Below are 18119 nucleotides of genomic sequence, written 5' to 3' on the forward strand. Positions count from 1 at the left end.
AACGACGGGGTTAGATCATGTTGGTGTCGGTCCTGAACCTCATCTACCGCGAATTCCTCAAGCGTGCCCTTTCCGGCATCGCAATACAGGGAGGAAAACTATGACCGAAGTCGTGACGGCATTCCTCATTTTCGCCAGCATTGGCGTATTCCTGGCCCACGCATTTGATGCCTATCGCCTGCGCTAGATTTGCCTGACATCACGCTGGTACGGTCGCGCCGCGAGATCAGTCGACGCTGTATGCGCGCGTGGTTCTAATGCGCGCTTGGCGACCTCCTGCTATCGGGTGCCATCCTTACCGGCGATGAACACGTCGCGATCCGGGAATTTTTCGAACACTTCCACAGGCTGGCCGAAATTCGTAGCGAGCACATCCCTGGGATTTGCTGCGATCCATTGCGACAGATCAATGGTTTCGTAGGTGCCCGCATTGAATCCGATCAGGATGCGCGCAGGTCCGCCGCCGACATTCTCGATCGAGTGGCCATAGCCCTGCGGGATGTAGCCGACGTCACCCTTCTGCAATCGCTCGATCCGGTAGCGGCCGTGCGAACCAAACAGCGTGACACTCACCTCGCCTTCGACGACGTACTGCCACTCGTCGGCGTTCGGATGCCAGTGCAGCGTCCGCAGCGCGCCGGGATCAAGATCGAGGACGACGCCCGTGATCGTCTTCGCAATCGGGAAGCGGCTGGAATCGACCCGCCACTCGCGGCCGTCCCGATAGCTCGCATGCGGCGGCTGCGCCAGCAGGCGGTATTTGTGGGTCTCCGGCGGCAGCTTCCAGCCCTGCAGCGGCACCGACGGCTCGGCAGGCGGCGGTTTGCCGCGCGCGAAATACACCTCCTCCTTTGGGAATGTTGCGAACACAGCTTCCGGCAGGCCGAAATTCTTCGCCAGCAGCGCCGGCGGCGTATGTCCGACCCAGTCGGTGATGCTGAAAGTACCGAATTCGGAGAAGTAGCCGTTGTCGAAGATCAGGATGAAGTGACAGGGTTTGTCGCCGAGGCATTGCAGCATGTGGCCGTGGCCGCGCGGGAAGTACCAGACGTCGCCGGCTTCGAAATCGTTGGTCTCGGCAAGGCCGCTTGGATCGACGACGGTGGTGCGGACACGGCCTTCGAGAACGAACGCCCATTCGGCCGCGGTGGCGTGCCAGTGCAGTTCGCGCATCGCGCCGGGCTCAAGCCGCATCGAGACGCCGGCGATCCCCTTGGAGATCGGCAGTTGCGCGACCGTCGCCTCCTTGCCGTAGCTGTTGCCGATGACCTTGCCGTCCGACTTCTCCAGCGCGAATTTGAAAGTCGGAAGATCCCTGCCGGCAAGCGTTGGGTCCGGAACATTGTTCATGAAGCTCGGATCGCCGCCGGCTGCCGGCTGTGCCCCACCCAGCGCTGCCAGCGAGGCGATGCCTGCGGCGGCCAGAAACTCCCGGCGTTGCGGATCGGACATGATGCTCTCCTTGAGGATGATCCAGCGAAATGCTCCGACGACGGCTCCCACCCGGCCGCGGAAGAAGCGCCCACTAGACCACAAAGTTGGCGCTGGCGGATGGGGGTGTGCTGGCCGTAACGGACCCCGCCCGGGACAACCAGACGTCAAGCAAGGGCCGGCCGGCATCCTCCCGGTCGTCGCAGGCTCAATTGAATGGCTATTAAATCAACGGGTTAGACAGACGCTTGGGGATGGTGCTAGAGAACGCAGGCGGGCAGCGGGATTTCGATTCCGAAGGTCGGGAGTTTCTGGCCTCTCCAGGCGTGCTCGTTCGGCTTACGGCTATTCGGACATTTCAACATGAGAAAGATCATCCTGGCGCTGGCGATCCTGTATCCGGCGGCAGCGCTGGCTCAGGGGACCGCCCCGGCCAATCCCCCGACCGTCGGCGGCAAGCCGCTGGTTGTGGTCGGATCGAAGAAATCAGCGGCGGGCAAGAAGGAAAAAGAAAAACCCTTGTCGGTCGCCCAGAAGTTGCAGGCTTGCCTGGATATCGACGATGCGACCAAGGAACGGCTGAATTGCTACGACGCCGTTTATGCGCCACAGCCCAAGCCGAAGGCGCCGGCGGCGAAGGGCGTCAATGACTGCCGCTTCCTCAAGGAGGAAGACGAGCGGTTGGCCTGCTACAACGGTTTTGCGGACAAGATTCCGAAACTGCCGCGCTAACTAAGTCGGGCGGCGCACCTTACCAGGTGGAATTCCAGTTCGGGCCGCCAAAGAAGCCGAATTGCGACTGCTGCGCGACCCGCATTTGCGGGTGCTGCGCGAACTGCATCGGCAGTGCCGGACGGGTCTTGGCGACCTTGCGCTTGCGCTGGACCTGCGGCTCGGGCTTCTTCGCTTCCGCCGGGACGAACTCGGCAAACGTCTCCCGCACACGGGCTTGGGCGGCGGCGTCGGCCACAGGAGAGGCAGGGGCCGCAGCACGCGCGGGCGGCGCGGCGGCTTGGGCCGTCATGGTCGGCGGCGGAACAATGGTCGGAAGGCTGGTGTCGTAGACCACCCGTTCCGGCAGCTTCTGGTCGGAACGGATGCGAACCACGGTTTTGTCGACCGACGGAACGGCCTGGCTGGCCACAACCGCCTGCTGCGGGACAAACACATCGATCGCCAACAACAGCGCCAGCAGCACTCCGCCGACAAACAGGAAATAACGCGCTACGGGCATTGTGATCTCGCTCCCCCCGCGCGAGTACCGCGCGGTTCAGTCGCCCAACGGGCGATATAGCGATTAGTTCCTGGCCAACCGGCAAGGTTCAAAAGCAGAGATCACATTTTCGGGGGGAGGCGCGGCACGTTCGGCGGCACAAGGTTAAATACGGCTGGCTGTCACCAGTGAACATTTCGCCTTATTTGCGTTGACGTTGACGAACCCGACCAGCATGCCGGCGTAGCGCTTCCGGCTCTTCATGTTCACGGTATCGGGAATGACCCGCCGGCGGTCGGTCAGATGGCTGCCGTCCCGGCGGGTGAAGGTGCAGGCGATCTCGATATCCCTCACCGCATAGTCATTGGCATTGCGCAATGTGAAGGTCACCAGCGCCTTCGAGCCGAGCCCGCCCCTTCGCCACGATTGCGAGACAATCTTGAGGCCGTCGAGCGGCGACTGGGCGGGAGCCACCGTTTCCGGCGGCGCGATGTCGAGCGGTGCGGCAGCGGCCGAATTGGCGTCGGGGGAAACGGCCGTCGGCGCCGGGCTCGACAGGGTCGCCTGGACCCCGGCCGTGTCGTCCGATGTATTTTGCGATGTATCTTGCGTGACGCGCGCAACTTCAGGCGAGGTCGCCGTGGAATGGCCCTCGGCATCGCTTGCCTGCGGGAGCATCAACCATAAGGCGCAGCCTGCGATGGCGATGGCCGGCAGCACGACAAGCCGTGCTTCGGACTTTCCGAACGACCAGCCGGCGATTCTCATAGCGGTGCCCTCACCCGGCAGCGCCGACGCCTGCCGCGCCGCGCACGAAAAAAGCCATACGAGCGTTTGCCGTACGGCTTCTGTCACGACCGCCGCTGTACGGATCCTGCCGCCCGTCAACAATCACCCAGGGAGGAAATGGTTTCACGCCACCTCGACAATATTGCGGCGGCGGCACGGGATGGCATTGTGGAGGCGTGGCGGCTAGATTGGCCGGCCGCAACCGGCCTTCAGCGCCGCAACAACAATGCCGCAACAACAATAATGAGGAGACCGAGATGCCGACCGTTATCTGGGACCATGTCCATTTGCGCAGTCCCGATCCCGAGGCGACCGCCGCATGGCTGGAAGACGTTCTCGGAGGCGAGATCATCCGTGGTCCCGGGCGGATTGACGTCAAACTCGGCGGTGCCAATGTGTTCATCGCACCCGTCACAGTCGGCGACGGCGTCAACACCCCGCCGGTGACGCCCTATCAGGGTCTCGACCATTTCGGACTGACCGTGAAAGACATCGACGCGGTTGCCGCCGAGATCAAGGCCAAGGGCGTCGAGTTCACGAAGGAGCCAACCACCATCCGGCCCGGCGTGCGCATCTGCTTCATCCGTGGGCCGCAAGGCATTTCGATCGAGTTGCTCGAGCGCGACAAGAAATATGCGTGACTCCACTTTCGCTGAGCACGACGATCTATCTGGCCGACGCTCGCGCGCTAGGTCATGCTGCCCGGCATGAAGCAGCGGATGCTCAATCCCTGATAACCGCGCATCGGCCAGACCATGGTTCGGCCGAAGCGATTCGGTTCGGTGATCACGGCGTCGTCGGGTACGTCATACCACTCGCCGTCAATGCGAACGCGGTAATGTCCGCTTTTCGATTCCCAATCCACGTCGCTGACCGCGCTGCCGTCCGCGTCGGAGCAACACGGCCCCTTGCCGCTCTTCAGACTGTCGAACCATTGCTTCAGTGGTGAATTGGCGTAACGGCCGTCGGGATCGCGCGCCTCGCCGCGATCAGCGGCAAGCGGCAACATCAGCAATACGCTGCCGATCATCATCCGCCTTTTCCAGCGGCCCGCGCGATGACGACCCGTCGTTTCACGGTTGCTGTTCCCGATGTATGGATGCGGCACGTGGCCGCCGGAATTCATCCAGTTGGTCACCTGTTTCTCTTGCTCCAAGCACCCGCCGGCCGGTGCCAAACCGAGCTATGCATTTCGCGGGCCAACTTGATTCGGTTCCCGACCCGTCATCCCCGCGTCACGTCGCAATGGTTCGATCAGGGTTTGCTTATTGGCAGGCAACCTGACGCGTTGACGGTGCATGCCACGCTTTGGCATAACTCATTGACCGGCTTGGGCGCGGCGGCCGGCATCCGGGGCGTCATGAAAAACGGGCTCTATTCGATCCACGTCACCCTGCTGGATGGGCGCACCGGCAAGGGCAGCGGCGTGATTCTGTTCCGCGACGGCCAGATCCTTGGCGGCGACGCCTATCTATTTTATACCGGCAGCTACACCGTGAAGGGCGATACCTTCAAAGGCGAGGTCCTGGTGCAGCGCCACACCACCCCGCGCGACAATGACAATCCGCTGTTCGGCGGACCCAATCCGGTTGGCATCGGCGTCTCCGGAACATTCACCGACACCCGCGGCACCATGAACGGAACCGCGCTGGTCGGCAAAGCCAGCCAGATTTTTGGCGCGACGTTGCACAAGCTGGCGGATATCAACTAGCGCCCGAGCACGCCCGCCTACTCCGCCGCCTGCTCCAGCGGTGCTGTGCGCGGCAGAATCATCTGGATGCGCGTGCCGCCGCCCGGCTGCGAATCGAGATCGAGCCGGCCACCGAGGCGTGTCGTGACAATGCTGTAGACGATGTGCAGGCCAAGTCCGGTGCCACCCTGGTCGCGTCGGGTGGTGAAGAACGGATCGAAGGCGCGGCGGCGGACGTCGAGGCTCATGCCAATGCCGTTGTCGGAAAAGATGATCTCGACATTGTCCTTGCCGGACTCGCGCACCTGGATGTCGACCGTGCCGGGCTTGCCGTCCGGGAATGCATGCGCCACCGAATTGAGGAACAAGTTGGTAAGCACCTGTCCATACGGTCCGGGATAGCTGTTCATCATCAGATTGGGCTGGCACTCGACATTGAGCGTCAGATTATGTTTGCGCAGGCCCGGCCGCAGGCTCATCACCACCTGCTCGGTGAGGTCGCCAAGGTCGAAAGAGCGCTGGTCCGAATAGTTGCGGTCGGCGGCGACCTGCTTGAACGACTGGATCAGCTCGGCGGCGCGGTTGAGATTGGCGACGAGCTGCGACGACGCATCGCGGCTGGTCTCGAGGAAATCGTTCAGGCTGGAGCGCCGCAGCTCGCCGCGGGCGACCTCGGCTGCAAAATTCGATGTCTTGCGCTCCAGCGCGGAGGCCACCGTCAGACTGATGCCGACGGGGTTGTTGACCTCATGCGCCACGCCGGCCACCAGCCGGCCGAGCGCCGCGAGTTTTTCCGCCTCGATCAGCGAATTCTGCGTCTCGCGCAAGTTCCGCAGCGCCCCCTCCGCTGCATCCTTGGCCTTGCGCATCTCGGATTCGACGCGCTTGCGCTCGCCGATGTCGAGCGCAACGGTGACGATGTTCTCGATCTCGCCGGAGGGATCCAGGATCGGCAGCTTGTTGACCAGCCATTGCCGCATATGGCCGGACGCATCCCTGTACTCCTCCTCGTAGAAGCCGAGCTCCTTGCCGGCTGCCAATACCCGCTTGTCGGGCTCGTCGGTCTTTTCCGCGCCGTAGCGCGACATCAGATCGGCGGTGGTGCGACCGATCGCATCCCCCGGCTCGACTCCGAAAATGCCAGCCATATAGCGGTTCATCAGGACATAGCGGAGCTCCTTGTCCTTGACGTTGATGACGGCAGGCACGGTGTCGATCACCATTTGCAGCAAGCGGCGGCCTTCGGCGATCGCATCTTCGGCGCGCTTCTGGTCGGTGATGTCGCGCACCGTTCCCTCGTAGCGGACGACGACACCGGCCTCATTGTGCACGGCGCTGGCGCTGTCGGAGAGCCACAGCACCGAACCGTTGCGCGTGCGAACCTGGTACTCATATTCACGGACCATGCCGTCGCGCTGCATCAGCCGCTCGTATTCCGCCCGCGCTTCGGGATGGACATAGACCGTACCCGCGATGTCGCCGATGCCGTTGATCAGATCCTGCGGCGTGGCATAGCCCATCATCCGCGCCAGCGCCGGATTGGCGTTCAGCAGCGCGCCGCCGGGCGTCGTGACGTAGATTCCGTCGACCGAAGACTCGAACAGCTTGCGGTAGCTTTCCTCGGCAAGCCGCTGTTCGGCGAGCGCACGCACCGCCGCCTCGCGCGCGCTGTCGGCATCGACCAGCGTCTGCCGGAATACCTCGGCGGCGCGGGCAATGTCGCCGATCTCGTTGTCCACGTCGATCGCCGGAATCGAGGCGCTCTTTTCGCCACGGGCCACCGTGCGGATCGAGTTCGCGATCGCCGCAAGCGGACGTACGGTGCGGCGAACCACCAGCAGCGAGGCAAAGAGCCCGATCAGGACGCCGGCAGTACCGAGCACGATGCTCTGCCATTTTGCTTCGGTCAGCGTCCTCGCAAAATCGCGGGAGAGAACGCGCCCTCGCCGCTCGCTGACGTCGCGCAACAATTCCGTCACGCGCTGGATCAGGCGGCCCTCCGCGCCAAGCACTTCCCTGTCGATGTCGGATATCTGCCGCTCGCGGATCGATATGTTGACAATCGCCAGCGCATAGTCGTCGACGATCGCGCGCAGCTTTGGATCGGCGACCGTCATCGAGCGCATGCTCTCCGCAGCCTGTTCGGCAGCCGAAGGGTTATGCGCCAGCAACGCCGAGGCGATGCGGCTCTGGGTCTGAGACAGGGCCATCGCAAGGTGGGCATCGGACGCCTCGGCGATCGCAGTATCGAATTTTTCGCGCAAGGGCGGCAACGTGACGATCATTTCGGCGCGGCGGTTGATCAGCGCTGAAATCCGCTCGATGCCGCTGCGGTAGGTCGCCAGGCGCTCGGTGACGCCGTCGATCATGTCCTGCTGCTCGGGAGCGAGCTCCAGCCGCGTCTTCTTCAGGACCTCGCCGAGCGAGGTCGCGGCTTCGCCGACCTGGACCGACTGCGTGCCGGGGTCGGTAACGAAATCCCGAGCGGCGAGCCGCAATTCGTTCATGCGGCGGTCGATGTCCTCGGCGAGGTCACCGACGCTCTGTAGCCGCTGCAGCTCGGCAAAAGTCGAATCGATGTGGCGGATGGCGATGACGCTGGCAGTCGAGGTGATGATGATCACCGCCAGCACCAGCATGAAACTGCCGAATGTCAGTTGGCCGATCGAAAGCGAGAACGATCGCGGCGGCAGCGAATTCGGCGGCGTTTCAGCGGTCATGTGGGTCGGGGCCGGGCTCCTATCGGGACGCAATATACGATGTATTTCGGGCCGTGGGGAACATGCCGGCCGTTGGTTAATAGCGGTATATAAGCCGGATTTCTCGGGGCCAGCCCGGTCACACTTGGGCCGTCCCCAGCGCCCTCGCCGCTGGCGCGAATAGCTGCAGCCATTCGGTTCCAGATGCGGTAGCGCCGCAGCGGCACGCAGGTCGACGCCTTCCCGACGTGAAGCCCGTTCAGACGGCCTTCCCGATCGGGCTCGCCTTTCGCGCCGGAATCGTCATTGCGGCGACGCCGACGACGACACAGGCGAGCCCGATCCAGGCGGTCGAACTTAGCTGCTCGCCGAGGAAAACCACGCCCACCGCGACGCCGATCGGCACGCGCAAATAGGCCTGCGCCGTGGTGCCGACCGATCCCAGGGTCCGGATCAGGCGGAAATAGATCACGAAGGCGAGCGCTGTGGAGAACACCGCGAGCCCGAGCAGGGCCAGCATCGAACCGGTCGACGGCTGCAGCGTCCACGGCCGCTCCAGCACCAGGCCGACCGGAATCAGGATCGCCGCGCCGCACAGCAGCGACCCGGCCGCGGGCACCATCGGATCGAGATCCCTGAAACTCCGGCCGAAAATGGCGGCGCCGGCGTAAGCGATGGCGGCCAGCACCATCACGAGCTGGGCCGTCAGTTGCTCGCCGAAGCCGGACAGCGCCTGCATCCCGACGATCAGGCAGATGCCGGCCATCCCGGCGATGACGCCGAGCAGCTTCCTTGACGTTACCGCCTCATGGCGCGTGACGGCGAGCGTCAGGAAAAACGTGAATATCGGCGCCGTGGAGTTGAGGATGGTTGCCACCCCCGCATCCAGCGCCCGCGTCCCCCAGGCGACCATCGTCCAGGGGACGACACTGTTGAGGCAAGCCTGAAACAGGAAGCGTCGCCAGCTTGTGGCATCAACGGGCATTCTCACGCCGCGCCAGCGCAGGATGATCAGCAGCAGCAAGCCGGCAATCAGCGTGCGGCACGCGATCAGGGTGATCGGCGGAATGGTCGCCACCCCGACCCGGATGAAGGTGTAGGACGCCCCCCAGAGTGTGGCGAGCGCGAGCAGCAGCGCCAGCTCGGTCGCCATGCCGGCGCGTTGAGGATGGGTATCGCCCATGTCCGTGTTCCCGATCTCGGTGAAAGCCGGGACGGACATTACAGCCGCAAGCGCTGCGATACTTCGTTATACGCCGAAGTGTGGATGCAGCCTTCGACGCGACCGGGCTTCGGGCGCGACGGATATGTCAGCCGACCGAGCCGACCTCGAACACCTCGCCGTCGTAACCGGCTTCGAGGGGAATGCGGAGCTGGCGGCCGCCATTGTTCCTGGTCATGACCGGCGTCACAGTGACGACGGATTTGCCTCTGGAGTCGTCGAGCGCGGACTTCACGCTTTGCTGCTTGCCGAGCTTGATCAGGTTGCGCGTGGTGGGGAACGGCAGCTTGAAGCGTCCGCTCTCGCCGCCTTCCAGTGCCTCGCGCGGCGAGACCCAGATCGAATCGGTGGATTCCCTGCCGTCATGGGCGCCGACCTGTTCGGGCGGCGCGGCGGCAAGGAAAAACCAGGTATCGAACCGCTTGGGCATGCCCTCCGGCGTGATCCAGTGCGCATAGGGCACGAGTTCGTCGAGCGCCAGCACCATGCCGTTGTCGGTCAGCACCTTCAGGAACGTGATCTTGCCATCGCAGAGGTCGGCGCGGTTGATAGCCTCGATCTCGCTGGCGCGCTTGGCATCGACCAGCGCCTTCGATCCCTTTGGCCGCGCCAAAAGGATCCCGCTTTCCTCAAACGTTTCGCGGATCGCCGCAATGCGGAAGCTGAGCGTGGCCTCGTCGAGCCCCTCGCCGCCCGAATAGAGTTCTGATGTCGCGATGATCTCCTTGTCGCCCTTGTCGACACTGCCGCCGGGAAACACCAGCGCGCCGGAATTGAAGTCGATCTCATAATGGCGGACCATCATGAAGACCTCGATTTCCTTGGCGTCTGCGCTGTCGCGCAGCAGCAGGATGGTGGACGCGGGACGCGGGGCGACGGTTTCGGCCATAACACCTAACTCCTGGACCTCATCCTGAGGAGCGGCCCTTGGGTCGCGTCTCGAAGATGATTGGCACGATCGGGGCCTCGTGGTTCGAGACGGCGCTTCGCGCCTCCTCACCATGAGGGACTTCTAGCCCGCCGCGCTGGATTGCGGTTGCAGATTGGCGCGGCGGTCGACGCGCGCCACCCGCGACAACAGATACTCAACTTCGGCCTTCGCCGTCGCTGTGATGGTGGCGCCGGGCTTGCGCTGCGCGCTGGACGAAATGATACCGCGCTTCTGCAGCACGTATTTGCGGACCGACAGGCCCGCGCCGGGCTGCTGCTCGTAGCGGATCAGCGGCAGATGCGCGTCGAACAGATCGTGCGCCGCGTCGCGCTTGCCGGCCTTCGACAGTTTGACGACGTCGATCAGCAGTTCCGGGAAGGCGTAGCCGGTCATGGCGCCGTCAGCGCCACGCTCCATTTCGAAATCGAGGAACAGCCCGCCATTGCCCACGAGAATGGAAAGCGGCCGCAGCGAGCCGTCTTTCTGATAGCCACGCAGCGTGGAGATCTTTTCCAGGCCCGGCCAGTCCTCATGCTTGAGCATCACGCAGGACGGCGAATCCATCACGATCTTGCGGATCACGGCCGGCGTGAAGATGACGTTGAGCGTCAGCGGATAGTCCTGCAGCACCCAGGGAATCTCGTCGCCGATCGCTTCCTGTGCCTGCTTGAAATAGCCCGTGATCTGGTCGTCGGTGCGCAAATGCGGCGGCGGCGCGATCATCACGCCGGCGGCGCCTGCGTCCATCGACGCTTTCGCCAGCGACCGCATCGAGGCAAAGCCCGGCGCCGAGACGCCGACGATGATCTGCATGTTCCTGGCGCGCTTGACGAAGCGAACCGCGACCTGCTCGGCTTCAGCCGCATCGAGCTTCGGCGCCTCGCCCAAAATGCCGAGTACGGTGACGCCGTCGCAGCCGACTTCGGCGTAGAAGTCGGTCAGCCGGTCGATCGATTTCTCGTCGATGCGGCCGTCATCGTGGAACGGGGTCGGCGCGATCGCAAAAGTGCCTGCGGCCTGAGCGGTGAGCTTTGTCATTTAGTGCCTCTTGTCTGGTCATTCCGGGATGGTCCGAAGGACCAGACCGCAGATGCGCAATTGCGCATCGGGGAATCTCGAGATTCCGGGTTCGATGCTTCGCATCGCCCCGGAATGACGTCAAATCTAAAACCTTCGCGCGCCCATCTTGATCTGCTCTTCCGAGAAGAAGATTTCCTTGGCGTGCTTGACGATATCCTCGGCCTTCCATCCCTCATGCGGGGGCTTCCAGCCTTCCATTTCCATCATCCGCATCTCCCGTACGCCGCGCGGGCCGGAGACGCCGAGCACCTTGCCGGTCTGGTCGCCCGACAAGTCGCTGACCATGTATAGCACGGCCGGCGCGATGCCGTCCGGGCCGAGCGCCGCGCCGGGGTTCTCCTTATAGCGCGGCAGGTCTGCGGTCATGCGGGTCAGCGCGCCGGGAGCGAGCGTCCAGATCCGGATATTGTATTTGCGGCCCTCGATCGCCAGCACGTTCGACAGTCCCCAGATACCGCCCTTGGCGGCGCCGTAGTTGGTCTGGCCGAAATTGCCGATCAGGCCCGAGGTCGAGGACGTGTTGACGATGACGCCACCGCCGTTCTCGCGCATCCATTTGAACACGGGCTGGGTGCAGCAGAAGGTGCCTTTGAGGTGCACCCTGATCACCTTGTCCCAGTTGGCCTCCTTGGCTTTTGCAAACGTCTCGTCGAGCAGGATGCCGGCGTTGTTGACCAGAATGTCAGCCCGGCCGAAATTCTTGATGGCGTCGTCGAACACGGATTGTCCGCCGGCCATGGTCGAGATGTCGGCCCCATTGGCGACGGCCCGGCCGCCCTCTTCCTTGATCGCATTGACCACCTTCTGCGCCATCGAAACGTCGGCGCCGGAACCATCGCGCGGCCCGCCGAGGTCGTTGACCACGACAGCCGCGCCCTCGCGCGCGAACAGCCTTGCGTAGGCCTCACCGAGCCCGCCGCCCGCGCCGGTGATGATCGCGACCTTGCCGTCGAGTAATCCCATGGTGTGTTCTCCCAGTTAGTTGCCGTCATTCCGGGATGGTCCGAAGGACCAGACCCGGAATCTCGAGATTCCGGGTTCGCGCTATCGCGCGCCCCGGAATGACGAGCAAATCACCCCAACACCGTCTTCCCGCTCCTGATCACGGTGACGCCCCGCGATTTCACCTTGGCTTCGAACGAAACGACGTTGCCGTCCTTCCACAATTCCATCGTCACGGTCTCGCCGGGAAAGACCGGCGAGGAAAAGCGCGCGACGTGCTGCTTGAAGGCGGACGGATCGTAGTCGGCATAGGTCTGCAGCACGCCGCGGCAGGTGATGCCGTAGGTGCACATGCCGTGCAGGATCGGCCGCGGAAAGCCGGCCTTCTTGGCAAACTCAGGATCGGAGTGCAGCGGGTTGCGGTCGCCGCAGAGGCGATAGACCAGCGCCTGGTCCGGCCGCGTCGTGATGTCGACGATCTTGTCGGGCGCCCTTGTCGGCACCTTGTGCGGCTCGGGCTGGCCTTCGGAAGGTCCGCCAAAGCCGCCGTCGCCGCGCGCGAAACGCGAGGCCACCAGCGTGGCCAGCTTCTCGCCGTTCTCGTCCTTCAGCACGGTCTGGTGGCGGATGACGGCGCCCTTGTCCTTGCCCTTGTCGAAGACGTCAAGCACGGTCGAGTCGGCCGTGATTTTCGCAGCGCTTGGCAGCGGCTTGTGGAAGGTGATGTCGCGCTCGCCGTCGACCACCATCACGCGGTTGAGATTCATCTCGCCGGGGCTAGAGCCCCACGCCGCCACCGAGGCGAAGGTCGGCACTACCTTGAGGGGGCGCGGGGTCAACGTGCCTTCGTTGACGTAGGCGAGTTCGTTCTCGTCCATCGGATCGGCCCCCATGCCGATCCCGTAGGCGTAGAGCATCACCTCGCGGTCGGTATAGGCGTATTTCTGGCCGAGATTTTTCAGGGCCATGAGCTGTTCGTAATTGATCGGCATGTTTGAATCTTCTCCCCAATCGCTCGTTATCGTCACCCCCGCGAAAGCGGGGGTCCAGTAACCACCGGCGTTTACTGGATCCCCGCTTTCGCGGGGACGACCACCTCTTGCGTGGCGCGCAGCGCGCGCAATTCCACTAGGCCGCCGTGAAGAACGGCAGCGGCGCGCCGTCGGTCGGCTTGAACACCACCTTCACCTTCTGGCCGATCTTCAGGCTCGTTAGATCGCAATCGACGATGTTGGTCTGCAGCGACGGGCCTTCCTTCAGCGTGACATAGGCAATCGCGTAAGGACCGGTCGGCGATTTGCGCATCAGGCTGTAGGTGTAGATCGTGGCCTCGCCCGAACTCTCCTCCCACACCGTCTTGTCGGAGAAGCAGAACGGGCAGATCGAGCGCGGGAAGTAATGCGGCTCGCCACAGGCGGTGCAGCGCTTGATCATGAACTTGCCGGCCTTGGCCGCTTCCCAGAACGGCGCGGTCTCGGGATTGGTCACCGGCGCCGGATATTTTTTCGCTTCAGCCATCACACGCGCTCCAGAATGCAGGTTGAGGCGGCGTGACGCACGCCGAGAAGTCCGCCGGTGCCATGGGCGATCGCGAGGTCGCAATTCGGCACCTGCACCTTCGGATGGGCTTCGCCGCGCAATTGCCGGACTGCCTCAAGGATTTTCGTCATGCCGCCGCGGTTGACCGGATGATTGCTGCAGAGGCCGCCGCCATCGGTATTGAACGGCAGCTTGCCGACGCCCGAAATCAGATTGCCGTCGGAGACGAACTTGCCGCCCTCGCCCTTCTTGCAGAAGCCGAGGTCTTCGAGCTGCATCAAAACCGTGATGGTGAAGCTGTCATAGATCGAGGCGTACTTGATATCCTTTGGCGTGACGCCCGCTTCCTCGAACGCGCGCGGGCCGGACCAGACGCCGGCGGAATAAGTGAGGTCGAGATCCTTGCCGCCGCGCGGGCCTTTCATCGCCTCGCCATGGCCGATCAGCCGCACCAGCGGCTTCTTCAGGCTTTTCGCGATCTCAGGCGTGGTCACGATCATTGCGCCGCCGCCGTCGGTGACGACGCAGCAATCCATCCGGTGCAGCGGGTCCGAGATCATCGGCGAGTTGATGACGTCCTCGACCGTGACAACCTCTTTGAGCATCGCGTGCGGGTTGTACTGGGCGTGATGCGAGGCTGCGACCTTGATCCAGGCGAGCTGTTCGCTGGTGGTGCCATAGTCGTGCATATGGCGCATGGCACACATGCCGTAGGCATTGTGGGTGGTCGCGCCATAGGCCGCCTCGAAATCGGCTTCCGCGCCGGCGGCACGCGCCGGCATCGGGCCGGTGCGCGGCTTGCCGGCGAGCGTGACCAGCGCGATCGAGCATTTGCCCGCCGCGATCGCCGCAGCCGCGTGGCCGAGATGGATCAAATAGGAACAACCGCCGGTCTCGGTGGAATCGACATGACGCACCTTCAATCCGAGATAATCGACCATCGGCCAGAGGCCGCCGGGGGCGTCGCCGGCGCAGAAATAGCCGTCGATGTCGGCCTTGGTGAGCCCGGCATCCTCGATCGCCCCCTTGGCGACCTCGGCGTGCAACTGCGCGGTTGATTTGTCGGGTGCGTGCCGGGTGGGATGCTCATAGATCCCGGCAATGTAGGCCTTGCCCTTGATGGTCAAATCGTTCTCCGTTGGCGTTTCTTCTTCCGGGTTTTTTCTGGCCTGTCGCCGCCCCCTTGGCAAGCGCCGAAATATTCCGCCGGGCGAGACGGTAGCGACTGGACTCAACTCGGGATGATTATCAGCGGAAATCGTATCAGGTCGGCACGCCCGGATATGCCAGTGTGTTCTCGCGGCGCGACGCACCCGAGTTGTGCCTGCTCGCTTGCCCCCTCAGGGATGAGGGCGCAGGGAAGACCGGGTGCGCGCTGCACCCGCGGTCTCGTGTGCAATGTGCACAAAGAAGTGCGCACACGAGCATACAGGTCCAGCGGAGAGCATCCGGCCTTCCCTGCGCAATGGTTTGACGGCTTATGGCGCGCTCTTCCCGGAGACGAATTCCTCTTGCCTCCGTCGCTGCCGGATTGACGACTGGCCGAACCCGGTTGGGTTCGAACAACCTCCGCCAGCTTGACACCAGCCACGGGTGCCAGAACCACACGCTTTTGCCGTACGCGAACTGCGCCGCTCGTCCTGCGCGGATCAATCGCTCACAGCCCCAAGACAAAGCTTGAGGCCGCCCTGCAATGCCTCGCGCGCGCAACGCCATCGCGTCCACCGCAACCCGCACTCCACGTATCGTGACGACGCGTACGCCCCTCTTCATGAGGCGGGATGGCGCGAAGATGGAGCTGATTTGGGGAAAATGAGAAGCGGTATATTTTTGCTGCGCAATCTGGACGACCCAAATCGCGTTGAATCGGCTGGTGAAATTCGTTCTTTGGCGCAGCGGGTTTCTGTAGCAACTGTAGGGTGGGCAAAGCGTAGCGTGCCCACCATTTAGAGCACCGCCTGTCGAGAGATGGTGGGCACGACGCTTCGCGTCTTTTGCCCACCCTACTGCTGTCTATTCCGCCGCGAACTGGCTGATGAATCGATCTCAGTGCCCAGCCAGTGTCTTGTACGCGGCAACGGCACGCTTGAGGTCGTCGTATTCCTCGCAGGGAAGCAGGCAGAGTTTTTCCAGCGCCACCAGCAATTGCTGTGCCTTGGCCGGCTCCCCCAGCACCAGATAAGCCTCACCGAGATGCTCACGCGCGCTGCGGTGGCGGGAGTTCAGCATCAAGGCCTTCTGATAATGGCCAATAGCCGGACCCATCTGACGCAGCCGCCGATAGGCATAGCCGATGTAGTTCTGGATATCGGCATTAGTCGGGTCGCGCAGCGCAGCGAGTTCGAACGCTGCGATTGCGCCATTCCAATTCTCTGCGCGTAGTGCCTTCTTGCCGGCCTTGAAATCGGGATCGAGTTGTGCCCAGTCGGCATCCAATGCAACCGACGTCATAGTGGTGCAGATCGGCCAGGCGTCGGCGGTGGCGCTCGGCTCAGCCGGCCTTACGGCCACACCGAACGGCGGTGCAGTCGCGATCCGCCCGCCCAGCGAGCCTATGGTGTAGGCGGCCACGCCGCTCACCAGCACACCGAGCATGATTGCCAATGCGACCGCGCGGATCATCGTGTCTTCCCGACCTGATGGCTGCCGGGCGCTGGGCCAGACAGCCAAGGAATTATTTTCGTGCAGAACCTATCGTGTCGTCTTGGCGCGCATATGCCCGGGCCACACGGATTTCCTGCCGCTCCGTATCGGCGTTGCTGGCCAAGTTCACCAGCTTGCCAAAATAATTGGAGGCCTTCTGCCGGTCGCCTGCGCTGTCGGCAGCGCGGGCGGCTCCCCAGAACGCGCGGAAGCGGTTGGGCGTCTGCTTGAGCGCGGTCTCGAACTCGTTCAGGGCGGCGGCAGGCTGCCCCGTCTCGAGAAGTAGTTCGGCCAGCAATTCGCGGAACGGATAGAGGCGATTCTCCATCGCGACATGCTTGACGCTGCCGTCCTCGCCATCGGCCGCGGCTCGCATGAACCGCAGCGCCTGATCGGTCGCACCTTCCTTCAGTGCGATCCAGGCCGAAACGGCCAGCATCTGCTCTTCGGTCCGGTCCGCCCAATAGGATTGGTCGGCACGCTGCAGTGTCGTTCGCAACGCCTTCATCGCTTCGATCTCTGCCTTGGCGCCTGCAAGATCACCCGTGCGGGCCATGCCCAGACCGCGCGTGAAGCGGATCAACGAATCCGCCATCGGATATTGGGTGGCAATCATAGGCAGCTCGGCGGCGCCAGCCCAATCTGCGCGTTCCAGGACATAACGCGCGGGCATGGCGGACTTGGCGGTGAAATTAACGAAGGTGATAGGACGATCGCCGCGATCGGCGGTGGCGAGCGACCTCTTAATCATGGCATCAGCCTTGGCATCCTGTGCGAGCTGCAGGTGGGCATAAACTATGAAATCCGACGCATGATAGTAGTCCGGCTGGATCTCCAGCGACGACGCGTTGGAGGCAATGGATTCCTCCCACAGGCCGACCATGGAGTAGATATGCGACGGCATGTGCCGCGCGTGCGGCACGGCCGGCGCAATGCCGGCGTAGCGCCGTGCCGACGCGATTCCCTTTTCGGCGAGCGGCGCAAAATCGTAGGCGTGAATCAGGTAGTGTGTCACGCCCGGATGCTGCGGATTCTGCTCGAAGAGTTTCTCCAATAACGCCGCGGACTTGATTTGATTGGCGTAGGTGAGGTCGCTTTTCGGTGCGGCGGCTTGAAGCGTCAACGCATAAAAGGCCTGGACTTCGTAGTCGTCAGGATAGTTTTGCGCCATCTGCGCCATCGCGGTATTGTAGGCTGCCAGTCGGGCATTTACATCGACCTTGTCGTGGTCACGAAAATAGGCGCTCAGCGCCTCGATCCAGTCACGTTCGCGCTGGGTCTTCGGCCCGGCAGCCCGCGCCTTCTCGAGTGCGGCCCAGGCTGCCTGCGCGTCCGCCCGTGACGGAGTAGTTGCAAGAGTGTTGCCGAGCAGGTCCATCGCCACGCCCCAATACGCCATGGCGCAAGTGGGATCCTGCTGCAGGATCTCTTCGAATTTCCGGCGGGCGATCACGAACCAGTACGAATGAAGCATGGCGACACCGCGGTCAAACTCGACCTGCACTTTGGGGTCGCAGGAGGTAGCGAAGGTTACCTTACCGAGATTTTGGTCTTGCTGGCCGATTGCGCCGCTTGCGAGCGCCGCACTGATCAGGCCGGCGGCAAACAAGGTTCGTCCCGATTTCGCGTTCATCGTGAGTCTCCTTTAGGCCTTGCGAGTGATGGTCCGTAGGCTTGAGTGGTCGGATGCCTCTCCGTCCCTCCTCGTTATCCAGTTTCGGTTTGTTGCCCCTGCGCCTGCAAAGCGCGCAGATCAACCACGCCGGCCCCAACGCGCTACAAATCGCGCCTGCAACCGGTTTTGAATGAATGCGCAATGCTTGCTGCTGAAGCCACCGACGTCGCCCTCAATCAAAGGATTTTGGCACGTCTCTCTGGCGCTTACCGAGTGAAGCTTAATCCTCTTTCCATGCTCCCGAAAGAGCCTGCAACGCGCGCAC

Annotated in this window: 17 protein-coding genes; 3 read left to right on the top strand and 14 right to left on the bottom strand. The window is 63.2% G+C overall.

The window, feature by feature from the left end:
- Positions 1-279: 279 nt before the first annotated feature.
- A complete protein-coding gene (locus V1288_RS32360) occupies positions 280-1452 on the bottom strand; it encodes a cupin domain-containing protein (RefSeq protein ID WP_334360874.1) in 1173 nt (390 codons plus the stop codon).
- Positions 1453-1794: 342 nt separating this feature from the next.
- Between V1288_RS32360 and V1288_RS32365 the strand changes: the two genes are divergently transcribed.
- Positions 1795-2163: a hypothetical protein gene (locus V1288_RS32365; protein WP_334360875.1), complete on the top strand. Its 369-nt coding sequence runs from the start codon at positions 1795-1797 to the stop codon at positions 2161-2163.
- A 19-nt stretch (positions 2164-2182) separates the two neighbouring features.
- On the opposite strand, the gene V1288_RS32370 is transcribed toward V1288_RS32365, so the two are convergent.
- Complete coding sequence (locus V1288_RS32370; RefSeq protein WP_334360876.1) at positions 2183-2665, bottom strand: hypothetical protein; 483 nt, start codon at positions 2663-2665, stop codon at positions 2183-2185.
- A 144-nt stretch (positions 2666-2809) separates the two neighbouring features.
- The gene (locus tag V1288_RS32375; protein WP_334360877.1) at positions 2810-3535 is read right to left on the bottom strand and encodes a hypothetical protein; all 726 of its coding nucleotides are present in this window, start codon (positions 3533-3535) and stop codon (positions 2810-2812) included.
- Between the two features lie 155 nt (positions 3536-3690).
- Between V1288_RS32375 and V1288_RS32380 the strand changes: the two genes are divergently transcribed.
- Complete coding sequence (locus V1288_RS32380) at positions 3691-4074, top strand: VOC family protein (RefSeq protein WP_334360878.1); 384 nt, start codon at positions 3691-3693, stop codon at positions 4072-4074.
- Between the two features lie 47 nt (positions 4075-4121).
- On the opposite strand, the gene V1288_RS32385 is transcribed toward V1288_RS32380, so the two are convergent.
- Complete coding sequence (locus V1288_RS32385; protein ID WP_442894000.1) at positions 4122-4571, bottom strand: hypothetical protein; 450 nt, start codon at positions 4569-4571, stop codon at positions 4122-4124.
- Between the two features lie 222 nt (positions 4572-4793).
- Between V1288_RS32385 and V1288_RS32390 the strand changes: the two genes are divergently transcribed.
- The gene (locus tag V1288_RS32390) at positions 4794-5144 is read left to right on the top strand and encodes a GrlR family regulatory protein (protein ID WP_334361461.1); all 351 of its coding nucleotides are present in this window, start codon (positions 4794-4796) and stop codon (positions 5142-5144) included.
- Between the two features lie 17 nt (positions 5145-5161).
- Here the strand turns inward: V1288_RS32390 and V1288_RS32395 are convergent, their stop codons facing one another.
- The 10 genes from V1288_RS32395 to V1288_RS32440 all read right to left on the bottom strand — a co-directional run bounded on the left by V1288_RS32395 (position 5162) and on the right by V1288_RS32440 (position 17788).
- Complete coding sequence (locus V1288_RS32395) at positions 5162-7843, bottom strand: PAS domain S-box protein (protein ID WP_334360879.1); 2682 nt, start codon at positions 7841-7843, stop codon at positions 5162-5164.
- Positions 7844-8081: 238 nt separating this feature from the next.
- The gene (locus tag V1288_RS32400) at positions 8082-9005 is read right to left on the bottom strand and encodes a DMT family transporter (protein ID WP_334360880.1); all 924 of its coding nucleotides are present in this window, start codon (positions 9003-9005) and stop codon (positions 8082-8084) included.
- A 127-nt stretch (positions 9006-9132) separates the two neighbouring features.
- Positions 9133-9933, bottom strand: coding sequence for an NUDIX hydrolase (locus V1288_RS32405; protein ID WP_334360881.1), 801 nt, complete (start codon positions 9931-9933; stop codon positions 9133-9135).
- 123 nt (positions 9934-10056) lie between these two features.
- Complete coding sequence (locus tag V1288_RS32410; RefSeq protein WP_334360882.1) at positions 10057-11013, bottom strand: dihydrodipicolinate synthase family protein; 957 nt, start codon at positions 11011-11013, stop codon at positions 10057-10059.
- A gap of 126 nt (positions 11014-11139) precedes the next feature.
- Positions 11140-12018 carry an SDR family oxidoreductase gene (locus tag V1288_RS32415; protein WP_334360883.1) on the bottom strand — a complete coding sequence of 293 codons (879 nt, stop codon included), beginning with the start codon at positions 12016-12018 and terminating at the stop codon, positions 11140-11142.
- 110 nt (positions 12019-12128) lie between these two features.
- Entirely contained in the window at positions 12129-12989 is an 861-nt protein-coding gene (locus tag V1288_RS32420) for a MaoC/PaaZ C-terminal domain-containing protein (RefSeq protein WP_334360884.1), read from the bottom strand.
- A 136-nt stretch (positions 12990-13125) separates the two neighbouring features.
- Positions 13126-13515: a Zn-ribbon domain-containing OB-fold protein gene (locus tag V1288_RS32425; protein WP_334360885.1), complete on the bottom strand. Its 390-nt coding sequence runs from the start codon at positions 13513-13515 to the stop codon at positions 13126-13128.
- Positions 13515-14663, bottom strand: a complete 1149-nt coding sequence (locus V1288_RS32430) for a thiolase domain-containing protein (protein WP_334360886.1) — start codon at positions 14661-14663, stop codon at positions 13515-13517. The genes V1288_RS32425 and V1288_RS32430 overlap by 1 nt, the downstream gene beginning before the upstream one ends.
- A gap of 919 nt (positions 14664-15582) precedes the next feature.
- The gene (locus V1288_RS32435; protein WP_334360887.1) at positions 15583-16158 is read right to left on the bottom strand and encodes a hypothetical protein; all 576 of its coding nucleotides are present in this window, start codon (positions 16156-16158) and stop codon (positions 15583-15585) included.
- 52 nt (positions 16159-16210) lie between these two features.
- A complete protein-coding gene (locus tag V1288_RS32440; RefSeq protein ID WP_334360888.1) occupies positions 16211-17788 on the bottom strand; it encodes a hypothetical protein in 1578 nt (525 codons plus the stop codon).
- Positions 17789-18119 lie beyond the last annotated feature (331 nt).

Origin of the sequence: Bradyrhizobium sp. AZCC 2176, assembly GCF_036924645.1 — a bacterium.
GTDB lineage: Bacteria > Pseudomonadota > Alphaproteobacteria > Rhizobiales > Xanthobacteraceae > Bradyrhizobium.